Raw genomic sequence first — 26070 nt, 5'->3', positions numbered from 1 at the left:
TTTTTTTGACGGTGGTCTTTTCTTTGAATGCATCATTGGCGTTAGTCATGCAAAAATTATGATGATCTGGTTATGGTCGAGCTACTCTAAAATTTCAAGCCCACGAAAAGGAGTTCTCCTAACATGCCACAACCCACTGATATTGTTGTCGATTATGAACTCGCTAACGCCAACGTACTCGATGTTTACACCCAAACCTTTTGCCAAACGACATTGTGGATTAACAATGGCTTCATCATTGGTGATCGCACTGGTCTCAAATTTCGAGCGAAAAAACGGTTTGATTTAACTGGTCAAACTATTGTTCCTGGATTCATTGATGCGCATATGCATATTGAAAGTTCATTACTAACACCTAGCCAACTTAGCCCACTATTAATAAGTCATGGCGTGACTAGCGCGGTTGCGGACCCTCATGAGTTAGCCAATGTTGCTGGCCAAGCAGGAGTGAGCTATCTAATTGATGATGCGAAGCAAGCCAATGTCGACTACTTTTTCATGTTACCATCGGCTGTGCCCTGCGACCCATTTGAACACGCCGGGGCTAAATTAACAGCCGCTGACTTAGCGCCACTTTATCACGAACCAATGGTTCACGGTCTTGCTGAAGTGATGGATTTTCCGGCTTTAGTTCATCAAGATCCCGACTTAATGGCCAAAATTGCTGATGCTCATCGACGAAAGCTACCGGTGGATGGTCACTTGGCCGGTCTCAGTGGCAGTCAGTTGTTAGCGTATCAGGACGCCCACATTCGCAGTGATCATGAGGCAACTACCCCACAAGAACTCGTTGAACGCTTGCGTGCCGGTTTTTACGTTTATTTGCGAGAAGGTACTGTCGAGCGAGATTTGTTAAATCTCTTGCCAGCAGTCAATGCGCAAAATGCAAATCGCATTGCTTTTTGCACAGACGACAAAACGGTGACTGATTTAGTTCAAGAAGGTTCCATTGATCAAAATATTCGCTTAGCCATCGCTAATGGCCTAACCCCAGAGCTTGCCTACACCATGGCTAGCCTTCATGCTGCCGAAGGTGAACAGCTGGCTGACAGAGGTGCTTTGACAACCGGGATGGTCGCGGATTTAGTCATCTTACAAGATGTTGAACATGTCACCATCAACCGTGTCATGAAGGCTGGTCAATGGCAGTCAGTGGATCCAAAACCAATAACAGCAAGGCCTTACACTTTAACCCACCTCAATCATCGTTGTCAGATAGAAGACTTAGCGTTAAAAGTTCCTGAACGGCTAGCCCGCGTGATTGGTGTCCAGCCAAATCACATCACCACCAGCGCCCTAATCAAACAAGTTGCCACCAATTGCGGGGAGTTTTGCTGGGATGATCAATTAGATGTACTCAAAATGGCGGTCGTGGAACGTCATCATCATACAGGGCACGTTGGCGTCGGCTTAGTCAGTGGCTTTCAACTGAGACGAGGGGCCTTTGCCAGTAGTGTTGGGCACGATTCACATAACTTAATTGTTGCTGGAACCTCCGATAGTGCAATGATGCAAGCCATTTCGGCGATCACTGAATTAGATGGTGGATTAGTCGTCGTCGATGGTAATCTGATCACAACCTTACCTTTACCGGTGGGCGGTTTAATGAGTTCGTTACCGGCCCAACAGGTCAATGATCAGTTATTAGCCTTGCATCAGGCCTTTCGTCAAATCGCGCCTACCGTCAATTTTGATCCGTTCATTACGCTATCTTTTTTAAGTTTACCTGTCATTCCGACATTAAAACTGACAGACCAGGGACTCTATGACTTTACCAAGGGGGCTTTTGTTCCCGTCGCAATCACCCCTACTCAAAAATAATCGATTGCATAAAAAAGACCATCCTCGCTTGAGGATGGTCTTTTTATCGACTAAAAATTAGTCTTTAACAACGTTGGTTGCTTGTGGGCCACGGTCGCTGTCTTCAACATCGAAGGTTACATGTTGGCCTTCGTCCAATGTCTTGAAGCCGTCGCCTTGAATTGCTGAGAAGTGAACGAATACATCGTCACCGTTTTCACGAGTAATGAAGCCGTAACCCTTGTCAGCGTTAAACCATTTAACAGTACCTTGTTCCATAAGAATGAAACCTCCATGCGCACCAGCGCAATTATAATTTTGCATCTAAAGCCGGGCGAGAAAGGTTGTCATTCCAAAGAACTAGTACACTTACTACCGAACTATCAATACAATGACTACACTGTAACGCTATTTTTTAATTTGGGCAAGGATAATCAACAACTTATTCAACAAAAATTTTGCGCCGTTATCGAACTGCTTTTGCAACAAAAAGTTGACTGGCAAAATCCCCGTGGGTCAATGCACCACTTGCGTCAGTCTGTTGGCCGATCCAGAGTCCCGCATTCATTAACTGACTGCCGGCTATCACTGGTCCATCGTTGATTCGATATAACTGTGTCTCCTTTAACCCAGTAAAACAAATCCGGGCACTAGCCGGGTTTGGTACCGCAAGAACTTGATAGCGCCCAACGATCGCCGTCTGTTGGTCATCACTAACAACCTCCCATGCAGTGACATTCCCTGCAAAAGGACTCTGCAAACGATAAAAGGTGCCCCGTTGGAAAAGATCACGATATTGACGATAAAATTTAATTTGCTGGGCGATCTCAGCCCGTGCTGCTGCCGACAAAGACGTGATATCAAGCTCATATCCCAAATCGCCAAAATCTGCCACCGCCCCACGCGTTGCTAATGACGTCACGCGGTTAATTTGGGCATTGGGCACTGCAGACACATGCGCGCCCATCGTATTGAGCGGATAAACGAGCGATGTTCCCCACTGAATTCGCAAACGTTCCATTGCATCGGTATCGTCACTGGTCCATGCTTGCGGCGCATAGTACAAAAGGCCCGTGTCAAACCGTCCGCCACCTGATGCACAAGATTCGAACAGGACATTTGGAAATGTTTTAGTAAGCCGCTCATACAGCTGATAAACACCGAGAATGTATCGATGACCAAATTCTAGCTGCCGTTCGGCTGGCAAGGCCGGACTGTACGCCTCCGTCATGTACCGATTCATATCCCATTTAATGTAATCCAACTGGGCCGCATTGATCGCTGAAGCCATCTGTTTAAAAATGGCCTCGACCACCTCAGGCCGAGAAAAATCTAGAATGAATTGATGACGTGACGGACTCATTCGTCGCTCTGGTACCTGAATCACCCACTCCGGATGTCGCTGATAAAGTTGGCTTTCAATCGAAATCATTTCTGGTTCGAACCATAGGCCAAACTTCAGGCCTAAGTCATGGACTTGATGTGCCAAGCCAGATAAACCATGCGGTAATTTCTGCAAATTAACTTGCCAGTCACCCAGGGAGGTCGTATCATCATCGCGTTTCCCGAACCATCCATCGTCCAATACAAACAATTCAATTCCTAATTGCTTGGCCTTTTGCGCAAATTGAACCAGTTTCGACTCATTAAAGTCGAAATAAGTTGCTTCCCAATTGTTGATTAAGATTGGCCGATCCTCATCAACCCATCGTTTTGGAATGAGATACTGACGCAAGAATTGGTGAAAATGATGACTCATCTCAGACAACCCATTGTCCGCATATGTTAGCATGGCTTCCGGCGTCTGAAAACTTTGTCCAGGCGTCAAGGTCCACTCAAACTCGAAAGGATTGATACCAATGGTGACCCGGGTTCGTTCATCTTGATCAACTTCGGCCTGCGCTAAAAAATTACCACTGTAGATTAGGTTAATCCCGTAAACAGACCCACTGCGTTCAGTCGCTTGTGGATTTAAGAGAGCGATAAAAGGGTTTTGCTGTGCGCTGCTTGCGACACGCGTACTACTGACGGATTGGACACCAGAGTGTAGTGGTTGGCGAACCACCTGCCGTTCTCTGGCCCACGCTCCGGAAAGTTGCAACAAGTCATACGGGGCCGTCGGAAGATCCAGAGCTAAACTCAAGGCGCGAGGCACCTTTAATACTTGCTGCCCCTGATTCTTGAAGGTTGCACTACGAACGATTACATCAGCTTGTTCAAAGACGGTGTAATTTAAAGTTAGTTGTAGGCCACTTTGTGCTTCCTGAAAATGAACTTTTAATGTTTGGACGTGGCGATCACCGACTGGGGCGCTGGCCGAAGGTAATCCATTTAATTCTAACTTACCATCAGTAATCTCATCGCCGACAAATTGCCATTCCGAGATCCGCGCGCCATTTTCATATTGAATTTGATACGCAGGATAATGAAAATCACCATGGCCAAAGCCAGGATATTCTTGCATGATCCGATCGCTGGAAAAATCGGCTTGCTCAGCTGATAAGACTGGTTCTAATGATTGCACATCACGTTGGCGTAGCTCTGCAAAATTAACAGGCTCTGCCAACCGAGGACCGTAATAAAAGTGCCCTAACTCACCGTTTTCGAGCAACCCCATCAAATAGCTAGTCGATTGGGTCTGTAAATGATAATTATGTTGTTCATCCACTGTAATTGCCATTGGTTTATAAGCTCCCTTTCAATCGGTAGTTTAAACACTTTCAGTGTACCGATTTTTGAAAGCGATTTCAAAGGTAGCTTTTTCCCCTAAATGATCTTAAGAACGTTCGACACTTTGAACCCCATGCTCATTGATTAACTGTTCGAATAATTGATTCAATTGTTCTGGTCGTTGCGTCACTGCATCTATTTCAACCGTGACGGTCGTTTGAGTAATTGCACTAATATCTAGCTGAATTTGTGACAACCCAGCCACCTGCAACTGATGTTTTAATTGCGCTAACCCGTCCGGTGTCTGGTTAAGGGTTAGTTTAAAATGGACGTGTAATCGTTTCAAAAAATATTTTAATAACCGACGTTCCCGAAACAAGAATTGAACGGCCACGACAACTAACATCGCGGCTAACGCGATAAAATACAACCCGGCACCTGCTGCCATACCAACCGCTGCAGTCGCCCATACTCCGGCAGCGGTGGTTAGTCCATTGACATTGTCTTGTTTAACCAGAATGGTCCCAGCACCGATAAAGCTGATTCCACTGACGATTTGAGCGGCAATCCGTGACGGATCCAACACAACGTCGGATCGCGTCAACACGTCAGCAAAACCATACTTTGAGACGATCATAATTAAGGCAGCGCCAACGGCCACGATAATGTGTGTGCGAATGCCTGCATTTTTTAAACGGCTAGACCGTTCGTAACCTATCAAACCACCACAAGCGGCTGCTAGGAGTAAGCGAAGGCACCAATCAAGTTCTAATGGCATCGCAAAGTCCTCCTGAAATCTTTATGCCACTTTATCATAACAAAATTCAGCAATGGTCGAAATTTTCCCGACCACTGCCCGATCCACTCTCTAATTGATCCGCTTTATGCTATGATCAAATTGTTGGTACGCTAAATCCAAGTGACCGGATTATTAAGGAGGAGTTCAATGGAAATCGGTCCATTATCAGAATGGGTCGCGGCCGTCGCTGAACTGTTAGCGGTCTGTGTTGCCCTATTTTTACCTTACATAAATAATTTTCGGGAATCTAAACGTCGTCAAGAAAAATTTCGCAAAACAATCGTGACCTTGGCTCAAGGTGCCTTGCATCAGGATCAAATGGCCCAAAAACAATTACAACGCTTCGTCATGATCGCTTTTTTCATCAGTTCAAACCCCAAAGAACAGGATATTGTAGAAATAGGCATGCAAATCGACACCTTATTGCAGCACCAACCCTTAGATGACGCTCAAACAGCCCAACTGATTGACCTAATTGACAGTCTCAAGTGTTCCAAGCTAAGATCTTAACCTTTTCTTTAGCCAACCAACCATTCTGTGTTGTTATGCTTACACTACCAATTTTTGGAAAGAAGGCTGCACATGAAACGATTCAAATGGATCCTGGTCGCATTAGTCATCCTGGTCGCTGTTGGCATAGGGATTGACCATCAAATCACCTATGGCGGACACGCCTACTATATCAAAGTTAGCGACCCCATCAGTAAATCTGGATCAGCCAGTCAGGGAGCGCAATCGGTATTTTATAAATATGACCAAACAGGTTTCGATGATCAAGGCGCATCTCAACGACTCCAATTCCACAGCGTAAAGTCAGACAATACGCCCTTGAAGAAGGGGGTTTACTTGAAAGTCATTTATTCAAAGGAAAAGGGCGTTAAATCCTACACTGTTGTTAAACGCTCACAAATCGCCAACAAAGCACTAACCAAAATTGATCAATATCAATAATGCTGGCAGATTTCAGACAATCAAGCCAATCTTGAGCTAAAAAAGCCATCCGTTTATGGATGACTTTTTTTCTTGTCACATTGAAATTGTTAATCATTCGCCAAAAAGTAGTTTAAAGGATTTATGCGAATAATTCGAACAGCTAACAAACCCTTTTATATTATTGGTTAATGTACTCCTTAGTTGAAGCAATAATGTCTTGCAGCCCTTTCTTCGCATCTGAGAAGAACATTTGAGTGTTGTCTAAGGAGAACAATGGATTTTGCACACCAGCATAGCCGGTACTCATGGACCGTTTAATCACGACCACAGACTTCGATTTATCAACATCTAAAATTGGCATACCAGAAATGGCATTGCCTGACTCTCTAGCCAATGGATTGGTGACATCATTAGCACCAATGACTAAAGAAACATCCGTATTTTCAAACATCGAATTTGCTTCTTCCATCTGCTTCATCTGGTCATAGGGCACGTTGACATCAGCTAATAACACGTTCATGTGACCTGGCATCCGCCCGGCCACTGGGTGAATCGCATAGTTCACGTTAATCCCGTTATCCGTCAATAACTTGGCCAATTCAGCAACTTCATGTTGAGCCTGTGCTGCAGCTAAACCATACCCAGGTACAATCATGACATTTTGCGCATAAGCCAATTGTAGACCAACGTCATCAGCGCTGGTTTCTTTAACGTTGACCGGTACATCCTCGGCAGCACTGTTACTACCACTGTCACCAGTACCAAATCCACCGGCCAAGATATTCGCGACCGAACGATTCATCGCATCAGCCATTTGTAACGTTAAAATAGTTCCGGCTGCACCCACTAATGCCCCAGCAATTATGAGCACTTGGTTGTCAATAACAAACCCAGCAAAGGCAACGGCCAAACCAGTAAATGCGTTTAACAGCGAAACAACTACTGGCATATCTGCCCCACCGATTGGCATGGTCATGAGCAGACCAAAAACCAGGCTGGCAACTAATCCGAGTACGACAAACCAGATATTGGTCGGTTCACCCATCATTAACCAAGCCGCAATTAAAATCGCAACTACGATTAAGGCGTTGATCAACCGCGCCCCAGGAAAGGTAATCGGCTTGCCAGAAACATGACCCGATAATTTCCCAGTAGCAATTAGTGAACCGGAGAAAGTAATCCCCCCAATCACCACATCCAAAAAGACAGGCAAGGAAAAGGCCAAGTTAAGGCTAGAACCGGCATCTTTAACAATATAGTCAAAGATCCCAATGACGGCGGCGGCACCACCACCAACAGCGTTGAATAGACTAACCAGTTGAGGAACATCGGTCATCGGGACTTTGCGAGCTCGCACCACACCGTACCAAATTCCGAGGGCCAATCCAGCAATGAGCACTACCCAGCCAATCCCGGTAATCTTACCTTCAGCAATAATCGTGATAATAATCATAATTACGGCTAAAAACATCCCGATTGCGGATAAACCATTCCCTCGACGGGCGGTCTTTGGTGATCGCATCAGGTGAACCCCGATGACATAACAAACGGCCGAAACTAAGTAAACCAGTGAAGACGTTGTCACTAATGCGTTCATTTGTGATCATCCTCCTTTGGTTGTGAATTTTTAGGGCGGTTAAACATCCCTAACATCCGGTCAGTAACGGTATACCCACCGGCCACATTTACGGCCGCAAAGAAGGCGCCAAAAAAGGCTAAACAATAAAATAACCAATTATTTGCTTCAGCCGCAATGACAAAGGCACCGACGACAACGACACCGTGGATCGCGTTCGCACCAGACATCATCGGGGTTTGTAACGTGGATGGAATTTTACTCATGACTTCAAATCCAACTAGTAAACTCAACACAAAAATGGCTAAATTCGCATATAACTCTTGGCTCATGACTGATCGGCTCCTTTCGTCTCTGTATCTGCCGCCACTGTTTGATCTGGCCGACTTGACGTCCGTTCAGGCAAATTCATGGCCCCTCTTAGACGGTTGCTAATAATGTCACCGTTGTAAGTTGCCAATAGTTCTCCTAAGACATCGTCATCAACGTCAAAGCTTAAGGCTTCTTCTTTAGTCACATAGTTAATCACGGCTTGAACGTTTTTTGAAAACATATCTGAAGCCGCTGCTGGTAGTTGACTAGCCATATCACCAGCACCAATAATTTGTGCGCCAGCTGGTGTCATCACCGTTTCATTCGGCTTAGAACTGGCCACGTTGCCGCCCAAGTCACTAGCTGCTAAGTCAATGAAAATCGTGCCTGGTTTAGCTTCATCGACAGATTTTTGCGTCACCAATAATGGTGGCTTCCGACCCGGGACCTGCGCCGTCGTGATGATGACATTGTTTTCCGCAATGAATCCAGCCAATTCATCCTGTTGCTGCTGCGTCTCTTCCGGTGTTAATTGACGAGCATAACCACCTTCACCGGCGCCAGAGACAGAAGTCGTCAGGAATGTGGCCCCCAGTGATTCAACTTCACCGCGTGAGGCAGGACGCACATCATATCCGGAAACAACAGCACCCAGTCGTTTAGCAGTCCCGATGGCTTGCAACCCAGCTACACCAGTACCCAAAACAAGCACTTTAGCTGGTTTAGCCGTTCCGGCAGCCGTAATCATCATTGGGAAGTAGCGAGAGAACTTGTCTGCTGCCACTAAAGCGGCTTTGTAGCCCGCCACACTGGATTGAGAACTCAAAACATCCATGGTTTGGGCCCGAGAAACCGTTCGTGGCAATAGTTCAAAAGCTAATGCTGTCACCTTTTGTTTGGCTAAGGCTTTAATGCCATCCGGATCAGTTAACGGTGCTAGTAACCCAATCAATGTTTGTCCAGCAGTCAACTGCCCAATGGTCGTTGCATCTAGTTGATTAATAACCGCGATTAAATTTGACTGTTTAATTGCATCGTCACGACTAACCAGTGTTGCTCCGGCATCTTGATAAGCCTGATCAGGATAAAATGCATTAACACCCGCACCTTGTTCAATTAACACTTCATAGTTGCCCTTAACCAAGCGACTGACAACATCCGGGGTTAGCGCAACCCGGTTTTCGCCAGTTGCCTCTTTAAGTGCAGAAACTACGATCGCCATGTAACATCCCTCCATCTTTTAGAAATATTTCACAATACCAGCATAGCGCTTACATTGATGAATCACAATTGTTTTAACAGTAATCTGTTCATAAGTTCTTGCTTTTTAAACGACTCTTCAGTTCTGTTACACAAAAAACAAAATTCTATGACGATTACTGACAAAATGTACACCAAGCAAAGCAGTATGGCCTAAATCCCAATACTGTTCCGTAGCACGAAATTCAAAAAAGCTGACCATGATTTGGTAGATACCAAGTCATGGTCAGCTTTATGAGTGAACGCATCCATTAGCGACTACGTTTATTCTTTTTAATTCTTTTTTTCTTATTCTTACGCGTTTGACGAACCATCCGATTAACCGCCATCTTGCCTAAGCGCCCAGAGATTCCGGAGCCGCTGCCCATCATGCCGCCTAGACCACCAGGAACTAATTGGTCTAAAGCACCCATGTTACCGTTGGACATTTGTTTCATCATTTTCTTCATCTGATCAAACTGTTTAATAAGTCGATTAACCTCTTGAATTGGTCGCCCAGAGCCTGCAGCAATCCGACGACGACGACTTGGATTCAACACATCGGGATTTTCTCGTTCTTGCGGTGTCATTGAATAAACGGTTGCACGCATATGAGCTAAATCTTTGGGATCGATCTGCGCATTAGCGATTGCTGGATTGTTCGCTAGGCCGGGAATCATCTTCATGATACTCTCCATGCCACCCATCTTATTCATCTGATCCATCTGATCGAGAAAATCATTGAAATCAAAAGAATTTTCCCGCATCTTCTGTTCAAGATCAGCCGCCTGCTTCTCATCAGAAACCTGTTGCGCTTTTTCAATTAGCGTCAACATGTCCCCCATCCCCAAAATTCGAGATGCCATCCGGTCGGGATGGAAGGTGTCTAGGGCGGACATCTTTTCTCCCTCACCGACAAATTTAATTGGTTTACCGGTGACAGCCCGGATGGACAGAGCAGCTCCGCCACGAGTGTCTCCATCTAACTTAGTCAAGACTACGCCGGTAATATCTAACTTATCGTCAAAACCAGTTGCCGTATTAACGGCATTTTGCCCAGTCATGGCATCAACGACTAATAAGATTTCATTTGGATGCGCTAATGCCTTGATATTAGCCAACTCATCCATCAATTGTTCATCAATTTGGAGTCGACCAGCCGTATCAATGATGACGTAATCGTTCTTATTTGCTACCGCTTGGCCCAGCCCCTGGCGCACGATCTCAACGGGATCAACATCTGTCCCTAATTCAAATACAGGCACATCGATTTGATCAGCCACTTGTTGTAACTGATCGATCGCAGCCGGTCGATAGACATCGGCCGCAATGAACAAGGGACGCGCTTGCTGTTCATTCTTTAATTTATAAGCTAACTTGCCAGCAGTGGTGGTCTTACCAGCCCCTTGCAAACCAACCATCATAATAATTGTTGGAATCTTTGGTGCTTTATTAAGTTCGCTGGCATCCGAACCCATCGTTTTCGTTAATTCTTCGTCAACAATTTTAACGATTTGCTGGGCGGGATTTAGCCCATCTAGCACGTTGCTACCCATTGCACGGTCGCGCACTGTTTTAACAAATGTCTTGACTACATCAAAGTTAACGTCAGCTTCGAGCAAAGCGAGTCGGATTTCCCGCATCGTTTCGCGTAAGTCACTCTCAGAGACTTTTCCTTTTCCCCGCAAATGTTTCATTGCATTTTGTAATCGTTCTGTCAGCCCTTCAAAGGCCATAACCATTCCTCCAGTTCATGATCCGAATTGTTTAAACACTTTCACTTGTTTCTAGCTGCGCAATTAACTGTCGCAATTGGCGATCATCTGGGTAGTGTCTCACCACATAATTAGCGACCGCGTCAGCGGCCTGATTACGCCGCAAGAAGTCTGCGTAAAGCTGAAGTTTGCGCTCATAATTTTCTAAGATAACTTCGGTGCGTTTAATATTGTCATAAACAGCTTGTCGACTGACATCAAAGTTCTCTGCAATTTCGCCTAATGAATAATCTTCGCCATAATACTGTTCAACATATGCTTTTTGCTTCGCCGTTAATAGCGATTCATAAAAACCGAACAGTGAATTGATTCGGTCATTTTTTTCGATTTCCATGTACCCGTCTTCACCTCGCGATACCAAATCAGTTTACCATTTTGACCGGTTCTTGAACATGAATATCCCACTTGTAAGGTGATTTTGTGCTGGTAATTATCGTTAAAAATGATTTCATGCTAATCTTAACTTATTAAAGTTCACCGGAGGCTCGTCTGATGAAACAAAATCGATCGTTAACTGGATTTGGTTTTTTTACCTTAACAGCTGCTATGCTAATGTCTGCCGATGAGTATCCCGCCTTTGCCCAATCTGGCTTAAAGGCCACCTTGTTCTTAGGCGTTGCCGGCTTGCTATGGTTTTTGCCGGTCGCTTTAGTTTCCGCGCAACTGGCAACCATGCCAGGTTGGGGCGATGGCGGCGTTTATACCTGGGTCAAGGGTGGCCTTGGTCAGCGCGCAGGCTTTATTGCCGTCTTTTTCCAATGGTTACAAATTACGGTTAATTTTATCACGATGATCTATTTCATCATCGGTGTGATTGCCTACTCAACACATTTCACGCAGCTAAATTCGAATCCCTGGTTAAAATTTAGCGCCTTTTTCATCATCTATTGGGTGATGACGCTTATCCAATTACGTGGCATTAAGGGAACTGATCGCTTAGTAAAGTGGACCTTTTCCTTAGGCATCGTCTTGCCAGCGATCGTGTTGCTCATTTTAGGTGCGATTTATTTGGGTCAGGGTCACCCACTGCAGTTCGATCTCAATCTGGCTAGCGACCTGCGATCGATTACTAAAGCTGGCTCGATCACCGTAATCGTGCCTTATATTCTAGCATTTACCGGGATTGAGGCCTCTGCTTCCTACATCAATAACCTACAACGACCAACGCGTAATTATCCTTTAATTATGGTTATTCTTGTTGTCTTTGCTATCTTACTTGATTCGTTTGGTGGCCTCTCCGTGGCCGCCGTCGTGCCGGCCAATGAACTGTCGCTTAACCAAGGTGTCATTGTCGCGATGGGCAAAATGGTTAAGTTAATCTTCGGTCAAACGCTGCCCATTTTGGTCAATTTACTAGGTTTGTTGATGGCCATGGGCATGCTTGGCGAGATTAGTTCTTGGATTGTGGGACCAGTTAAATCATTATTAGTAACAGCTAAAGACGAAATTCTGCCAACTCGTTGGCATGAAGTGAACCGCCATCAAGTACCGGTTCGTTTGGTTATCTTGCAAGGCGTTATCGTCTCAATTATTGCGGCAATTCTGACAATTGGGTTTGGCGGCAACAACGCGGCCTTTTCAATGGCCATGTCACTGACCGTGATGTTGTATTTGGTGATGTATATTTTATTGTTCACCGCCTTTATCTACCTTAATCTAACCAATAAAACCAAACAGGCGTCGTTTAAAATTCCAGGAGGTCGCTTGACTTGTCTTTTGATTGGCATTATTGGTCTGATTGGTTCGGTGCTCGTCTTTAGTTCAACGTTTTTGCCGACGACGAGCACCACGTTATCAACTGGCACATACGCACTGGTGATGGGCGGCTTTCTGATTGTTGTGTTAGCTGTCACCTTAATCATCTACAGTCGCCGTCGGACTAAACCAACTAAACGAAATTGGCATATTCGGCATTTACGCCTCGAAGAAGTCCCCCGCTTCACGCCAATCCAAGGTCGTGGTGAACACACCATCGAAATCGATGTGGACCCCAATATTAAAGATTCATCAGCAAACCATTGACGAATTTTTATCTGAGCTTTAAGATGAGATAGTTGTGATAGCACAACTTCCGCACCAGTGGCGCAACTGGATAGCGTATTGGTCTTCGAAACCAAGGGTTGTGGGTTCGAGCCCCACCTGGTGCATTGGTATTAACAGGGCTTCTATTTTAAGAGTGTCCCCTTTTGTCCCTTAAATGAAGCTACGATAAGTCTCGTTCTTGAAAATAAAAAATCCCGTCATAAGCTGGCAAGATAAGTGTCCTGACCACGTCTATCAGCTTTGGCGGGATTTTTAACATGCATGTTTAAAAAGACGTATTCAAAAATCCAACACAAGGATGGCCAAATTAGTCAGATAAGCACATTATTTGCTTGGCAAAAAATGACATGCTATTGTCAAATTAAGCTTAACCACAACTAGCATTGATAACAAGGAGGACCTGTTATGAGCTTAGATAATAAAATTGATGGCACTAAAGATCAAGTCACTGGCAAGGGAAAAGAACTTGAAGGAAAAGCGACTAACGATAAGGGACGCGAACTGCAAGGCAAAACTGAAGGCTTAGTGGGTAAAGCAAAAAAGAAATTGTCAGACGCTAAGGAAGATGCGAAAGATAAAATTGACGAATTGAAAGAACAAAACGATAACTAATTGACATTGAGAAGGCCAGGCGCCTTCTTTTTTTGTGTCTCGTACCTACAACAGTCGCCTTCATACGATCCAATCGATCAATTAAAACACACGACTCGCTGTAACCAAGGTAATTCGATTTGAAACCTATGCCAATCTTATTGACGTCTATTCAAAAAATGTTGTATTTTAGTTAAGTTAAATGATCTTTTACAAAATTAAGTCACCCGGATCTTCGCCTTTTTAGTAATTAAAATTTAGGCCACCGATTAACCCATGTCCAAATAAAATAGCACCTTGTTGCCAGTTAATGTCGTCCAATCGATTGTAAAAATCACAAAATAAAAATAGGAAAAAACAATGAATAAATCCCGTGTAGAAGCTTTTAACGACGCTGTGATCGCCATTATTTTGACGATTATGGTGTTGGAATTTAAAACCCCCAACTCACTTCAACTATCTGCTTTGACCCCCCAATTTCCCTATTTAATTTCCTACGCGATTGGCTATTTGTTCATTGGGACAGCTTGGTATAATCATCATTTTATTTTTAGCAAAACCAAGGTCCTTTCAAAACGCATCTATTGGGCAAATAACTTTTGGTTGTTTGCCACCTCGTTCATCCCGGTCGCGACTTCTTGGGTGGGCAAAGGCATTAATGCTAGAGGTCCGGAAACTTTTTACAGTCTCGTCTATTTGCTCTGGTTCCTGTCATATTCCATCTTAAGTCGAACGATTGTTTCCGAAAATTATCGCCATGGTCATCAAGATGTTGCGCTTAACATCAAAAATACGACGGTTCATCAACTCACGATCCACTGGTATTCTTGGCTGATTCTAGTAATAGCGATGATCCTATCAATCATTTTCTTACCAGCCCTACAAATGGCAGTCATCACTGTGCAAATTTTAATCAACGCCGTTAATACTCCCAAAGACGCGGACTCATTGTTTGAATCCAATTAAAATATCTTCACGGATCTTTAATACCCTTCTAAAAAATGACCAACCCATCGTTGAAGTGCCCTACAATTGTTAGACAAAATCTAACGATTGTAGGGAAATTCATACGGGCTGGTCATTTCTTATTTACCTACATTTAAAATCGCCATAAAGCCAATAAAGACGAAAAACAAGGCATACATTAACGGATGAACTTCCCGGCCACGTTTGGCTGCAATCATTGTAATTGGATACGTAATCACACCTAAGGCCAGACCATCAGAGATACTGTAAGTTAACGGCATCCCTAACACAATTAAAAAGGATGGAATCGCAATTTCCATTTTAGTCCAGTTAATATGGGCCAAGGATTGGGCCATCAAAACACCGACGATAATCAAGGCCGGTGCAGTCACCTGACTAGTAACAACAGTAAGTAGCGGTGAGAAGAACATACCAAGCACAAACAAGACGCCAGTCGTAATTGCGGTCAATCCAGTACGACCACCGACCGCAATCCCCGCTGATGATTCGACATAAGCCCCAACTGGTGACGTCCCCAATACTGAACCGGCCAACATCGCAGTAGAGTCTGACATCAACGCCTTACCAACACGGGGCATTTGGTTGTTCTTCATGAAGCCAGCCTGCTGCGCTAGACCAACCAAAGTTCCCGCTGTATCAAAAAATGTGACTAATAGGAAGGTCAAAACAACAACCCACATCTGCAGAGAATTAATATCGCCCATATGACGCACACCAACACCAAAGGTTGGCGCCAAACTCGGTGCGCCAGCGAGTAAATGCTCTGGCAGTGGAATCAATTTCGTTACTAAACCGACGATAGAGGTGGCGACCATCCCAATGAAGATTCCGCCTGGTACCCGCATAACCATCAAGATAGCCGTTAAAATAAGGCCAAAGATTGTCAACCACGTCGTCGCGGTTGAGAAAGATCCTAAGCCGACCACCGTGTCCTTATTTGCAACGATCAAACCGCCATCATGTAAACCAATAAACGCGATAAACAATCCAATCCCACTAGAGATGGCATATTTGAGATCCGATGGGATTGCGTTGATAATCATTTCCCGTAGTTTAAAAATTGTAATGACTAAGAAAATCAGTGAAGCAACGAACACTCCCGCCATCGCCGTCTGCCATGGAATCTTCATCCCAATCACGACAGAGTAAGCAAAGAAGGCGTTAATTCCTAATGCCGGTGCAGTCGCGATGGGATACCGCGCCAACACCCCCATCAACATACAGCCAATCGCACTGGCTAATGCCGTTGCTGTGAACACCGCGCCCTTATCAACACCGGCGGCGCCCAGCACACTGGGATTAACAAACAAAATATAGGCCATCGAAATAAAAGTTGTAAATCCAGCCAAGATCTCTCGACGAACGGTCGTATGCAACTCATCAATCATAAAGTAATGATTCAGCTTTTCGCTCACAATAGCACTCCTCTGAATTATTCAAACATTGATCCTCCTCAATGTTCGGATATGTTTTATGAAACCACGAGATAAATCATACTACTTCTTATTTTTAAAGTAAAACACGAACCTGTTTTTGCAAAACACGAACAACCTTGTCGCTTTTTTGAAATAATTTGGCAGTTTATGAACTTTTATGATTTTGTTCCTCTAAATCACGGAAATTTCCAAACAAACAGAAAAGCAACCGCTGATTATGATACACAACGATCGCTTTTCTCATTAAAATATTCTTTTACTGTGGTCGCCGGTTAGGTCCAGCAACTAAGACTTCATGGCTTAAGAAGCGAATACGCTGCATTAGTCGGTCCGCCTTGACCGTCTCAGTCTCTCCACGTTGATTAATGGAAAGATGCTGGTCCGCTAATAATTGCATTGAGAAATTAGAGGTAAAGAATGTTGGCAATTCTTCTTGCATCCGGTATTCCAGAATAACACCAAGGACTTCATCTCGCACCCAAGAGCTCATTGAGTCCGCCCCAATATCGTCAATCATTAGAATCGGTGCTTGCTTGATCGCATCCACCTTTTTGGCCACCGAGTTCTCTCCAATCGATCGTTTCATTTCAACAGCAAAGCTTGGAAAGTGCATTAAAGTACTTTGATAACCCAAAGTAGCTAATTCATTGGCAATGGCTCCCAGCAAATAGGTTTTCCCCACGCCAAAATTTCCATAAAAATACAATCCCTGATGAAAAACACGTGGCTTTTGCGAGTAATCAGCAACAAATTGCATTGCTTGACGCAAAGCATCACTGCGTTGCTGTTCTTCGCCAACCACATCATAGTCACTAAAGGAAGCTTGTTCGATCATCTTGGGCATGGAAACCGCATGCACACGCTTCTTCAATAAGGTGCGCTTTTGCGCTAACAGCGTCGCCTCCGTTGGGACATAGGTAACTTCAATGTAATGATCGCTGACAACCAACTGAGGTTCATAACCCGGTGCAAACACTTGGGCACCAGCGCGGACCTTATCACGTTGACTGACAAACTCATAAAGTTTAGACCCATTGCGTTCTAAGGCATCATCAGCTAATTCCGTTTGATGGGTTTGAATAAAGGACTGGACTTCGCCATCATTTGCCGCATTGGCGATCAGCTGCTGATAGTCCGAATTAAGATTCTGCCGATTTAATAAATCGCGCATGGATTTACCTAAATCTTGCATTATGACCGATCCTCCTGACTTTCTTTAGCCTTGGATAAACGTTGCCGCAATTGAGCGATTTCATCAGCCGCCTTGCCATCACTGTTGGCAGATGAACTAGCCGTTTGGTTCCAATCGGGCAATTGTTCCCGGGATTTAGTTGGTCGGTTCCCAGACCGATTCTGCTGACGGGTCGCCTGCGCTTGAGCAAACGCCTGCATGTGTTTAACCGCTTGTTCGGGCGTCTGAACCTTGGCTTTCGCCCAATCATTTGCCACGCGATCAACACTATTTTGATACAACACATTCTGATCACGATCAGCAATTAAGTAATAGATCAACATATTCACGACGCTGGGGGCAAATAACTGACGTTGCATAAAGGTACTCAAAACGCGCTGCTCACCGCTCGTCACATATTGATTCTTTTCTTGTTTTAAGACCGCCAGAAAATCAGCAGGAGCATAAGCCTTAACCGCCGCTAATATTGCATGCAGTTCATCAGTTCCTTGTGGGCGCACTGGCGCTACTTGAGCATCTGTTTGAGACGAGGCTGACGAGGGTACCGATGCTATCTGTGTGCGCTGTTGCTGAAACTGATCGACCACCATGGCCCTAAAACGGTCGGGATCAAATCTGTTTGTGGTCACACTGGTCGCCTTCACAACTAGGTTCGCCAATTCACGCTCGTTTAACCCGTAGAGTAGTGCTTCAGCTTGAAGTAAATCTTGCGCAGAATCGACACTTGTGAGGTCAACCGATTCTCGTTTTAGATACTCGCCTAATAAATGAAAATCCAGTGAAGCCGCCTCATCCGCTCGCGGTTGTTGAACAGATTGGGTCGAATCAACCGATTGAGCTGGACGCTGCGCCAATTGCTGCTCACCAACGTGATAAACACTCAAAAAGTCCGCGGAAATATTTTTGAAGTGGCCTAAATCAAGGTGACTGGCATTAAAGTAGTCAATAAGCTCAGTGTACCGCGCTTGCCCGACATATTGAAACAACAACACGCTCAATAAATCATCGCGAAAAAAGGTCTGCGCATCTAATGGTTGATGCAATTCATAGATATACAAATCCCCCAATGCATCTTGCTGATAGTAAGAATTTAACAGTCCTAACGCTTCGAGGCGTTGGCGGCTCGCCTGGAAATGTGGCAAGTCTAAGTCAGTCCAACTTAATAACTGACTGTGAACACGACGATTGGATAGTTGTGGTTGCTCACTGATGAAAGTTTGCAAAGCGTTGTATAGGCCAAAAGCATTATTACCCAATATCGGTTGATACAAGCGTTGCCAGACATTGGTTGTTAGTTGAGCGCGACTGGGGTTGATGACGATGAAACCTGCGCGCGGTGTTAAAGTTGGCAAAGTATCGGCCATCGTTTGCAACTCCTTTCCATCACCTAATTAATGATTGGCGTCTCTTTTTTTATCCCGGTCAACCATTTCTTTTAATTCATCCAAAAAGACACCCATGTCTTTAAACTGGCGATAGACACTAGCAAATCGGATGTAGGCAATTTCGTCCACATCTGCCAGATCATTCATGACATATTCGCCAATCAATTGACTTGAAATTTCATTTTCTCCTAATGACCGAACTTGCGCGTCCACATTCTCCACGACCCGATTCATCTGTTCCATGGTAACTGGACGTTTTTCTGCTGAGCGAATAATCCCGCGAAGGATCTTATCTCGATTAAACTCTTCGCGCGTCCCATCCTTTTTAATCACAAGTAAAGGTGCAACTTCAGTGCGTTCAAATGTTGTAAAGCGAAAACCGCACTTTTCACATTCTCGCCGTCGCCGAATCGCCTGACCTTCAGCGGTCGGTCGACTATCGACAACGCGTGTTTCCTGATGATGACAGCGTGGACACTGCATAATTTATAAAACTCCTTTATTTCATTGCCACTTCCTGATTGTGATAAGTCGACCAAGTTAACGTGAAAAATCACTTAAATGATCAAGTAATTCTATCACGTGCTGTTTTGTCGCTTCAATGGTGCCAGTATTGGAAATAACGAAATCGGCCAGTTTCTCCTTGTCAGCCAAAGGCATTTGGCTCGCGATCCTAGCGCGTGCTTGTGCGCCATTTAAATGATTACGCACCATTAACCGATCTCTTTGTACATTTTCAGGCACGGTAACGACTACAATCACATCAACCATCGATTCGTAATGTTGTTCCAACAATAACGGCGCATCTAGGATAATTGCCCGTGGCTGAACTAGCTTTGCTTTTGCCACAGCTTGCTTGATTAGATCTCGAATAATCGGTTGAACAATGGCATTTAATTTCGTCATTTGGTTTGAATCATTGAAGACCAGATTGCCAAGCTTACTACGATCCAATTCACCGGTGTTCGTGAGTATCTTGAGACCAAATTCGTTGACGATTTGCCGTAAACCCGAACTTTTGGGCCGTACGGCTTGTCGGGCAATCTGATCGGCATCAATGACATAACAGCCGGCTTCTGCAAACAAACGAGCCACGGTTGACTTCCCTGTCGCAATCCCACCAGTTAGTCCAATAATTGCGGTCATTTATTTAGTGCCTCGTTTCAGCCTGCCCGCCGCCTGTTGATCAGGCAAGCATAACTTTTGTTCTTGTGGACAAAAGGTGGTACCCCGTTCAGCAACTTTGATTTTAACCATTGTCGCGCCACACCGTTCACACGGTTGTCCTACGTGACCATAGGCGTGTAATTGATTCTGAAATTCGCCAGCGTGACCCAGAGCACTATACGTAAAGACCGTTGTGCCATGAGCTTTGATCGCTCGATCCAACTCCAAAAAAATGTTCTCACGAAGCGCAGCAATTTGCTCTTTACTCAACGTATTAGCAGGTTGCTCGGGATGAATTTTTGTTAACCAAAGAACTTCATCACAATAGATATTTCCAAGACCCGCCACGTTATTTTGATCTAATAGCCATGTCTTAATTGCCTTACGACTCTTGGCCATTCTATCAACTAAGTAAGCTACCGTTAAGGTGTCCGCTGTCGGTTCCGGACCCAACGATTTTAAACCGCCAACTTGGTTCTCTTGACCCGTATCCACTACGACCATTCGACCAAACTTTCGCGTATCGTTGTACCATAGCTCATTGCCATGATCAAAGTGAAAGATAACGTGGGTGTGCTTATCCACCGGTGTATTTGCCGGTGCACCGAAGAACTTACCTTCCATCCGCAAATGAGAAACCATCGTTAGCCCACCCGAGAATCGAAATAGTAGATACTTTCCTCGTCGATCAATCGCCGTAATTTTACGACCGATCAACAATTTTTTGAAGGCTATTTCACCGTTTAAAATCATTTTTGGATAAAACACATCAATGCCAGTGACGATTTGTCCAACGACCATGTTAGTTAGGCCTCGACGAATCGTTTCAACTTCTGGTAATTCAGGCATCTCAACCCTCCTTAATTAACAACAATTGCCAAGATCACTTTGCTTCGTACCATGAGGCGCCATGAGCACTTTCAACCTTTAATGGAATGTCCAATTTCACCGCCGAATCCATCACTTTTGGTACCAATTGCGTTAATGTTTCAATTTCTGATTTAGGTGCTTCGAACACGAGTTCATCGTGAATCTGTAACAACATCGTTGCTTTTAAGCCAGCCTGTTCTAGGGCCGCCTCCATCTTGATCATTGCAATTTTGATAATGTCAGCAGCTGAACCTTGGATTGGAGTGTTCATTGCCGTTCGCGCCGCAAACGAACGTCGATTGAAGTTTTTCGAATTAATATCTGGTAAATACCGACGTCGGTGCGTAATAGTTTCTACGTAACCATCAGTCTTCGCTTTAGCGACAATTTCTTCTGTATAATTTTTAACGCCTGGATATTCTCTAAAATACGTGTCAATGAACTGTTTGGCTTGAGGGCGAGAAATACCTAAATTTTGTGAGAGCCCATAATCACTGATACCATAGACAATCCCAAAATTTGTTGCTTTCGCTTGACGCCGCATCAGTGGCGTCACCTCGTCCTCAGCACTAAGCCCAAAAATTCGTCGAGCCGTGGCCGCATGAATGTCCTCATCTTCAACGAATGCTTCCTGCAAATTATGGTCGCCAGTAATATGTGCCAAGACTCGAAGCTCTACTTGAGAATAGTCTGATGAAAAGATTTCCCAATCTGGATGGCTAGGAACAAAGGCCTTACGAATTTCGCGACCTTGTTGGGTCTGAATGGGAATATTTTGTAAATTAGGATCAACAGATGATAGTCGCCCAGTCTGAGTTAATGTTTGCAGGTAGCGCGTGTGGATTTTGTGATCACGGCTGTGAACAACCTTTAACAACCCTTCAATGTATGTTGACTGCAACTTAGCCAGACCACGATAACTCAAAATATTCTCGACAATTGGTGCCTGACTAGCAAGTTGCTCTAACACATCCACAGAGGTTGAATATCCCGTTTTCGTTTTCTTAATAACAGGTAATTTCATTTTTTCAAATAAAATTGTTCCTAGTTGTTTTGTGGAATTAATGTTAAACGTCTCACCGGCTTCGTTATAGATTGTTTGTTCAAGCGTTCCCAATTGTTCCTTAAACTTCTCGCGCATGTCAGTCAATTGCGTTGTATCAACCGTAATGCCAGCCAGTTCCATCCGAGCTAAGACAAAGGTCAGCGGCAATTCAATGTCACGGTATAAATCGGCTTGTTCATGTTCATCTAACTGAGTAAAGAGCCGGTCATGAAGTTCCTGTATTGCCAGAGCTTTACGAGCTAAATGATCAAAAAAGAGTTGATCATCATCGGGAATGCTTCGCTTTGCTCCTTTGCCGTACACCACTTCATCTGATTCAACAGCATCGTATCCATGCTGTTGAGCCAAACTCCCTAAATCGTTTGAATTGTCATTTGTATCCAACAAATAAGAAACCAGTAATAAATCAAAATCGACCCCGTCTAAAGGTGTACCTAAGCGGTGCAAACCAACATATTGCGCTTTAGCGTTGAAGACATTCTTTTTCACCTGATCACTGGCCAATAATTGTTTAACCGGTTTTGTTTGCAATAAATCGACTTCTCGACTGACCAGTGTTTGCTGTCCGTCGGTCATGACAAACCCAGAAAAGGCACTAAGGTGATAGTTTTCATCCGGCATTTCCAGAATGAAACTGATTTCCTTTGTGAATTGAGTTACCAAATCGACATTTTGCGCCGTTAGTACCGTCCATTTAACCGGCACTAGTTGATTTTGATTCATACCAGCTTGATCAAAATCCAATTCTAGACTGGTATTACGCAATTGTTTGAGAAAGTTATTAAAATCCATCGACTGATAGAATGGGACTAACTTATCTAAATCGGGGCCGCGATAATCTAAGTCAGCCAAATGCACTGCCAGCGGTGCGTCCGTTCGAATTGTCGCCAAATCCTTACTGAGGACAGCTTGTTGATGGTCTTCGATGAGATGATCTTTCATTTTACTTGGTTTTAACTCATCTAAATGGTCATAAACCCCTTCGACACTGTCAAATTGCGTTAATAATTTGATGGCCGTTTTTTCACCAACTTTTGTCACGCCTGGATAATTGTCGGAAGTATCGCCGGTCAAACCTTTCATATCAATAATCTGTTCCGGCGATAGACCATACTTTTCCTGAACGTGCGCCGGCGTATAATATTCAATCTCGCTGACCCCTTTTTGAGTGATTGCAACGGTGGTCTGATCGGTTGCCAGCTGCGTCAGGTCGCGGTCTCCGGTCACAATAATGACTTGATAGCCCGCCTCTTCCCCTTCATGAGCTAAGGTGCCAATAATGTCATCCGCCTCCCAATTACTTAACTCGTAACTTTTAATTCCATAGGCGGACAGTAAATCTCGCAAATATGGCATTTGTTCAGATAATTCCGGTGGTGTTTTGGAGCGTCCCCCTTTGTAGTCACCAAATTTTTCCGTACGAAAAGTCGTTTTGCCAGCATCAAAAGCAACCAAGGCCTTATCCGGATGAACGGCCTTGATAACAACATCTAGCATCGTTTTGAATGCATAGATTGCGTTGGTATGTAAGCCATCGTGATTCGTAAAGCGATCTAGCTGTTGATGGAGCGCAAAAAAAGCGCGAAACGCGACGCTATTGCCATCAATTAATAATAAACGCGGCTGTTTTGATAATTCAATTTGTTCACTCATTGGCCGTCTCTTTCTTTTCCAAGATCAACATCGTTAAATGCTTGTATTATCAGTAGTTTACCAAATTTTGGCTTTGCTTTCCATTGGCACATTTTCCGCCAAATTTTAGATCAGCTTAACCGAATTAGTGAGAAATGTTTTCAATGATTAATCTAATGTGGCTTAAATGGGTCATATCGTGTTCTTGGCGTATTACTGACGTTGAATTAAACCCCAAGTTGTCGATGCATGACAAAAATCTGAACAAAGCCAGCTGCTTGACCAAGACCTTTGCCCACCGGCAGCATTCGACAAAAAAGCGAGGATCAATTGATCCTCGCTAAAACATCAAGATGCAACAGATGAGCTAGTTTCGATTACCGCCACTAAAACCAAAGATCTGAAGTACATAAATGAAAATATTAATAAAGTCTAGATATAACTGGAAGGCACCTTGAATTGCCAAGCCCCCTAGCGCCACCTGGTTACCATATTGTTCATAAATTCGCCGCATACGTTGTGTATCCCAGGCCGTCAAAACGACAAAGATCCCAACAATCACAAAGCTAAAGACGTAGCTAATCACTGATGAATGAAGGAACATATTGATCAAGCTGACCACGATAACGCCGAACAGCGCAAAGATCATCTGCGTGCCAATTCGACTCAGGTCACGATGCGTCGTCATTCCATAAACTGCCATGCCACCGAAAATTGCTGCGGAAGCAAAGAAGGCGGAAAAAATTGTGGCGCTCGTGTAAGCCAAGAAAATCGTGGATAGCATCAGGCCATTAATCGCTGCAAAACCAAGTAGCATCGTTAATCCAGCACTGGCACTCCGTTTGGCTTGAAATGAGCCACCTATGACTAATCCAAATTCAGCGATAATTAGAACCCACATAAACCAAGAATTAGCAGCTAGAAAGCCAAAATATTGTTTCTGGTAAACCACCCCTGCAAGAATTGCAACAACGGCGGAAATTAAGACTGCCAAGCCCATGTAGCCAAAGACACGGCTCATAAAAGCGCTTAAACCAGAAGCTTGGACATTCACCTCACGACGAGGTTGTTGATATTCATTATTGTTCACAACTGATCCCTCATTTCTCTCAAAGCATTCCGTTAGTCTGACAAATGTTGACTAACCTTATTTACAAAGTATTTTAACAGAATTAAGTTAACAAGCAAGTCTTTTGCTATTAGAAAAAAATTCTTTAGATAAGCTACAACATTAGCTTATCAAATGAAGCGGTCTAGTTTTTTTTCGAAAACTCGACTAAAATGAGCCAGATATCGATAAATCAAATTCAAGATTGCGAGGTAATTATGATTCAATCTGACAGTCCACAAAAAGTGAATTCGCGCCCTAGCCTTTTTTTGACCATCTTACTAGGGACACTATCAGCTTTTGGGCCTTTATCATTAGATATGTATCTACCCGCTTTGCCGGATATCCAGTTGAGCTTACATACTTCGGCCACGGCCGTTCAAGCCAGTATCAGTGCCTGCCTGATTGGGATGGCAATTGGACAGCTTTTTATTGGTCCATGGAGCGATCGCGTTGGCCGACGTCAACCCTTGATGGTCGGACTAGCCGTTTTCACATTATCCTCATTCGCACTAATTTTCATTCACAATATTGGGTTATTTCTAATTGTGCGAATTGTTCAAGGGCTTGCCGGTTCAGCCGGTCAAGTCTTATCTCGTGCCATTGCCCGTGATTTATTTGATGGTGTCAAACTAACTCGCTTTTACGCAACGTTAATGACAATTAATGGCGTGTTTCCCGTCATTGCACCAATCCTAGGTGCTGCCCTTGTCAGTTTGTTCCCGTGGCAATCAGTGTTCGTTACATTAACCATCATTGGTGTCATTCTGGTGGTAACGAGTCTGTTTGGCTTACCAGAGACTAGCCAAGTTACGCATAACCAGCTTGAACCATTGAACTTTAAAGCAGTGTTTAAAAACCGTCTTTTCATGTTGAATGCAAGCCTCCTGGCCTTGGTTAACGGGGCATTATTCACTTATATTGCCGCTTCTTCCTTCATTTTTCAAAAAGATTTTCACTTAAGTACAACTTCATTCAGTCTCATTTACGCTTTTAATGGACTGGGTATCGCCTTAGGTGCTCAGCTCATGGGTCGGCTGACAGGTAAAACATCTGATCGAAATTTAACGCGCTGGGGATTTCTGATTCCGATCGCCAGCAGTGGCTTGATGTTGTTAAACGCGCTAACGGTCAATAACTTCTGGCTCTTTACGACTGCGCTTTGGATCGTGGTTGTCTCCATCGGTTTCAATAACGGCATAACGACTGCGATTGCTATGGCTAGTACCTCCACTAATATTGGGACAGCATCGGCGGTCTTGGGCACCTTTTCGGAATTAGTCGGCGGTCTAGCTTCTCCCGTCGTCGGGTTATTCGGTTCGACAAGTTCAATTCCGATGATCAGTTTAATTATCATTTTTGAGATCATCGGGTTAATTTTACTTGGTCTCACCTCTGTGACCACCACTAATTAAATTCCAGTCGCAAAAATGGCGAGCTAACTCAAATTGAGTTAGCTCGCCATTTTTGTCTCATCAAGTGAATCATC

23 protein-coding genes and 1 tRNA gene are annotated in these 26070 nt (G+C 44.2%); 8 read left to right on the top strand and 16 right to left on the bottom strand.

Annotated features, from left to right (window positions below; genetic code table 11):
• Positions 1-123 precede the first annotated feature (123 nt).
• Positions 124-1821, top strand: a complete 1698-nt coding sequence (gene ade / locus ACKTR2_RS01450) for an adenine deaminase (protein ID WP_407882254.1) — start codon at positions 124-126, stop codon at positions 1819-1821.
• Positions 1822-1878: 57 nt separating this feature from the next.
• On the opposite strand, the gene ACKTR2_RS01445 is transcribed toward ade, so the two are convergent.
• The 3 genes from ACKTR2_RS01445 to ACKTR2_RS01435 form a co-directional block, all read right to left on the bottom strand.
• Positions 1879-2079, bottom strand: a complete 201-nt coding sequence (locus ACKTR2_RS01445; protein WP_407882253.1) for a cold-shock protein — start codon at positions 2077-2079, stop codon at positions 1879-1881.
• 187 nt (positions 2080-2266) lie between these two features.
• Positions 2267-4480, bottom strand: coding sequence for an alpha-galactosidase (locus ACKTR2_RS01440; protein ID WP_407882252.1), 2214 nt, complete (start codon positions 4478-4480; stop codon positions 2267-2269).
• 96 nt (positions 4481-4576) lie between these two features.
• Positions 4577-5248 carry an MgtC/SapB family protein gene (locus tag ACKTR2_RS01435; RefSeq protein ID WP_407882251.1) on the bottom strand — a complete coding sequence of 224 codons (672 nt, stop codon included), beginning with the start codon at positions 5246-5248 and terminating at the stop codon, positions 4577-4579.
• Positions 5249-5416: 168 nt separating this feature from the next.
• Here ACKTR2_RS01435 and ACKTR2_RS01430 point away from each other — a divergent pair, with 168 nt between their 5' ends.
• Both ACKTR2_RS01430 and ACKTR2_RS01425 read left to right on the top strand, forming a co-directional pair.
• Positions 5417-5779, top strand: a complete 363-nt coding sequence (locus ACKTR2_RS01430; RefSeq protein ID WP_407882250.1) for a hypothetical protein — start codon at positions 5417-5419, stop codon at positions 5777-5779.
• Positions 5780-5851: 72 nt separating this feature from the next.
• Entirely contained in the window at positions 5852-6220 is a 369-nt protein-coding gene (locus ACKTR2_RS01425) for a YxeA family protein (protein ID WP_407882249.1), read from the top strand.
• A gap of 160 nt (positions 6221-6380) precedes the next feature.
• Here ACKTR2_RS01425 and ACKTR2_RS01420 read toward each other — a convergent pair whose 3' ends face one another.
• From ACKTR2_RS01420 to ACKTR2_RS01400, 5 genes are all read right to left on the bottom strand, one after another.
• Positions 6381-7799 carry an NAD(P)(+) transhydrogenase (Re/Si-specific) subunit beta gene (locus tag ACKTR2_RS01420; protein ID WP_407882248.1) on the bottom strand — a complete coding sequence of 473 codons (1419 nt, stop codon included), beginning with the start codon at positions 7797-7799 and terminating at the stop codon, positions 6381-6383.
• Positions 7796-8110: an NAD(P) transhydrogenase subunit alpha gene (locus ACKTR2_RS01415; protein ID WP_407882247.1), complete on the bottom strand. Its 315-nt coding sequence runs from the start codon at positions 8108-8110 to the stop codon at positions 7796-7798. The genes ACKTR2_RS01420 and ACKTR2_RS01415 overlap by 4 nt, the downstream gene beginning before the upstream one ends.
• Positions 8107-9312 (bottom strand): NAD(P) transhydrogenase subunit alpha, encoded by a 1206-nt coding sequence (locus ACKTR2_RS01410; protein WP_407882246.1) that lies wholly within the window; start codon positions 9310-9312, stop codon positions 8107-8109. The genes ACKTR2_RS01415 and ACKTR2_RS01410 overlap by 4 nt, the downstream gene beginning before the upstream one ends.
• A gap of 289 nt (positions 9313-9601) precedes the next feature.
• A complete protein-coding gene (gene ffh / locus ACKTR2_RS01405; RefSeq protein WP_407882245.1) occupies positions 9602-11065 on the bottom strand; it encodes a signal recognition particle protein in 1464 nt (487 codons plus the stop codon).
• 31 nt (positions 11066-11096) lie between these two features.
• A complete protein-coding gene (locus ACKTR2_RS01400) occupies positions 11097-11438 on the bottom strand; it encodes a putative DNA-binding protein (protein WP_407882244.1) in 342 nt (113 codons plus the stop codon).
• A 158-nt stretch (positions 11439-11596) separates the two neighbouring features.
• On the opposite strand from ACKTR2_RS01400, the gene ACKTR2_RS01395 reads away from it, so the two are divergent.
• From ACKTR2_RS01395 to ACKTR2_RS01380, 4 genes are all read left to right on the top strand, one after another.
• Positions 11597-13126, top strand: coding sequence for an amino acid permease (locus ACKTR2_RS01395; RefSeq protein WP_407882243.1), 1530 nt, complete (start codon positions 11597-11599; stop codon positions 13124-13126).
• A gap of 51 nt (positions 13127-13177) precedes the next feature.
• Positions 13178-13251 (top strand) — tRNA-Arg (locus tag ACKTR2_RS01390).
• Positions 13252-13552: 301 nt separating this feature from the next.
• A complete protein-coding gene (locus ACKTR2_RS01385; RefSeq protein WP_407882242.1) occupies positions 13553-13759 on the top strand; it encodes a CsbD family protein in 207 nt (68 codons plus the stop codon).
• A 339-nt stretch (positions 13760-14098) separates the two neighbouring features.
• Positions 14099-14704: a TMEM175 family protein gene (locus ACKTR2_RS01380; protein WP_407882241.1), complete on the top strand. Its 606-nt coding sequence runs from the start codon at positions 14099-14101 to the stop codon at positions 14702-14704.
• A 119-nt stretch (positions 14705-14823) separates the two neighbouring features.
• Here the strand turns inward: ACKTR2_RS01380 and ACKTR2_RS01375 are convergent, their stop codons facing one another.
• The 8 genes from ACKTR2_RS01375 to ACKTR2_RS01340 all read right to left on the bottom strand — a co-directional run bounded on the left by ACKTR2_RS01375 (position 14824) and on the right by ACKTR2_RS01340 (position 24563).
• A complete protein-coding gene (locus tag ACKTR2_RS01375) occupies positions 14824-16113 on the bottom strand; it encodes an NCS2 family permease (protein WP_407882570.1) in 1290 nt (429 codons plus the stop codon).
• Between the two features lie 304 nt (positions 16114-16417).
• Positions 16418-17353, bottom strand: a complete 936-nt coding sequence (dnaI, locus tag ACKTR2_RS01370; protein ID WP_407882240.1) for a primosomal protein DnaI — start codon at positions 17351-17353, stop codon at positions 16418-16420.
• Positions 17353-18717, bottom strand: coding sequence for a DnaD domain protein (locus ACKTR2_RS01365; protein WP_407882239.1), 1365 nt, complete (start codon positions 18715-18717; stop codon positions 17353-17355). Before ACKTR2_RS01365 ends, dnaI begins: the two co-directional genes overlap by 1 nt.
• Positions 18718-18744: 27 nt before the next feature.
• Positions 18745-19221: a transcriptional regulator NrdR gene (gene nrdR, locus ACKTR2_RS01360; protein WP_407882238.1), complete on the bottom strand. Its 477-nt coding sequence runs from the start codon at positions 19219-19221 to the stop codon at positions 18745-18747.
• A gap of 57 nt (positions 19222-19278) precedes the next feature.
• A complete protein-coding gene (gene coaE, locus ACKTR2_RS01355; protein WP_407882237.1) occupies positions 19279-19884 on the bottom strand; it encodes a dephospho-CoA kinase in 606 nt (201 codons plus the stop codon).
• The gene (gene mutM / locus ACKTR2_RS01350) at positions 19885-20754 is read right to left on the bottom strand and encodes a DNA-formamidopyrimidine glycosylase (RefSeq protein ID WP_407882236.1); all 870 of its coding nucleotides are present in this window, start codon (positions 20752-20754) and stop codon (positions 19885-19887) included.
• A gap of 34 nt (positions 20755-20788) precedes the next feature.
• Positions 20789-23494 (bottom strand): DNA polymerase I, encoded by a 2706-nt coding sequence (polA, locus tag ACKTR2_RS01345; RefSeq protein WP_407882235.1) that lies wholly within the window; start codon positions 23492-23494, stop codon positions 20789-20791.
• Between the two features lie 346 nt (positions 23495-23840).
• Positions 23841-24563 (bottom strand): Bax inhibitor-1/YccA family protein, encoded by a 723-nt coding sequence (locus ACKTR2_RS01340; protein WP_407882234.1) that lies wholly within the window; start codon positions 24561-24563, stop codon positions 23841-23843.
• Positions 24564-24799: 236 nt separating this feature from the next.
• Between ACKTR2_RS01340 and ACKTR2_RS01335 the strand changes: the two genes are divergently transcribed.
• Entirely contained in the window at positions 24800-25996 is a 1197-nt protein-coding gene (locus ACKTR2_RS01335) for a multidrug effflux MFS transporter (protein WP_407882233.1), read from the top strand.
• The last annotated feature ends 74 nt before the right edge of the window (positions 25997-26070 follow it).

The sequence above is a fragment of the Furfurilactobacillus curtus genome (genome assembly GCF_045862785.1).
Classification (GTDB): domain Bacteria; phylum Bacillota; class Bacilli; order Lactobacillales; family Lactobacillaceae; genus Furfurilactobacillus; species Furfurilactobacillus curtus.
Note: the sequence above shows the minus strand (reverse complement) of the source record. Positions and strands in the feature narration are given on the sequence as shown.

Excerpts from the sequence above, each read along its gene's own strand:
- ACKTR2_RS01385 (WP_407882242.1), top strand. The coding sequence starts at position 13,553 with ATGAGCTTAGATAATAAAATTGATGGCACTAAAGATCAAGTCACTGGC.
- ACKTR2_RS01440 (WP_407882252.1), bottom strand. The coding sequence starts at position 4,480 with ATGGCAATTACAGTGGATGAACAACATAATTATCATTTACAGACCCAA.
- ACKTR2_RS01410 (WP_407882246.1), bottom strand. The coding sequence starts at position 9,312 with ATGGCGATCGTAGTTTCTGCACTTAAAGAGGCAACTGGCGAAAACCGG.
- polA (WP_407882235.1), bottom strand. The coding sequence starts at position 23,494 with ATGAGTGAACAAATTGAATTATCAAAACAGCCGCGTTTATTATTAATT.
- dnaI (WP_407882240.1), bottom strand. The coding sequence starts at position 17,353 with ATGCAAGATTTAGGTAAATCCATGCGCGATTTATTAAATCGGCAGAAT.
- mutM (WP_407882236.1), bottom strand. The coding sequence starts at position 20,754 with ATGCCTGAATTACCAGAAGTTGAAACGATTCGTCGAGGCCTAACTAAC.
- ACKTR2_RS01365 (WP_407882239.1), bottom strand. The coding sequence starts at position 18,717 with ATGGCCGATACTTTGCCAACTTTAACACCGCGCGCAGGTTTCATCGTC.
- ACKTR2_RS01420 (WP_407882248.1), bottom strand. The coding sequence starts at position 7,799 with ATGAACGCATTAGTGACAACGTCTTCACTGGTTTACTTAGTTTCGGCC.
- ACKTR2_RS01375 (WP_407882570.1), bottom strand. The coding sequence starts at position 16,113 with ATGATTGATGAGTTGCATACGACCGTTCGTCGAGAGATCTTGGCTGGA.
- ACKTR2_RS01335 (WP_407882233.1), top strand. The coding sequence starts at position 24,800 with ATGATTCAATCTGACAGTCCACAAAAAGTGAATTCGCGCCCTAGCCTT.
- ACKTR2_RS01435 (WP_407882251.1), bottom strand. The coding sequence starts at position 5,248 with ATGCCATTAGAACTTGATTGGTGCCTTCGCTTACTCCTAGCAGCCGCT.
- ffh (WP_407882245.1), bottom strand. The coding sequence starts at position 11,065 with ATGGCCTTTGAAGGGCTGACAGAACGATTACAAAATGCAATGAAACAT.
- ade (WP_407882254.1), top strand. The coding sequence starts at position 124 with ATGCCACAACCCACTGATATTGTTGTCGATTATGAACTCGCTAACGCC.
- ACKTR2_RS01400 (WP_407882244.1), bottom strand. The coding sequence starts at position 11,438 with ATGGAAATCGAAAAAAATGACCGAATCAATTCACTGTTCGGTTTTTAT.
- ACKTR2_RS01395 (WP_407882243.1), top strand. The coding sequence starts at position 11,597 with ATGAAACAAAATCGATCGTTAACTGGATTTGGTTTTTTTACCTTAACA.
- coaE (WP_407882237.1), bottom strand. The coding sequence starts at position 19,884 with ATGACCGCAATTATTGGACTAACTGGTGGGATTGCGACAGGGAAGTCA.
- ACKTR2_RS01445 (WP_407882253.1), bottom strand. The coding sequence starts at position 2,079 with ATGGAACAAGGTACTGTTAAATGGTTTAACGCTGACAAGGGTTACGGC.
- ACKTR2_RS01415 (WP_407882247.1), bottom strand. The coding sequence starts at position 8,110 with ATGAGCCAAGAGTTATATGCGAATTTAGCCATTTTTGTGTTGAGTTTA.
- ACKTR2_RS01380 (WP_407882241.1), top strand. The coding sequence starts at position 14,099 with ATGAATAAATCCCGTGTAGAAGCTTTTAACGACGCTGTGATCGCCATT.
- ACKTR2_RS01430 (WP_407882250.1), top strand. The coding sequence starts at position 5,417 with ATGGAAATCGGTCCATTATCAGAATGGGTCGCGGCCGTCGCTGAACTG.
- ACKTR2_RS01425 (WP_407882249.1), top strand. The coding sequence starts at position 5,852 with ATGAAACGATTCAAATGGATCCTGGTCGCATTAGTCATCCTGGTCGCT.
- nrdR (WP_407882238.1), bottom strand. The coding sequence starts at position 19,221 with ATGCAGTGTCCACGCTGTCATCATCAGGAAACACGCGTTGTCGATAGT.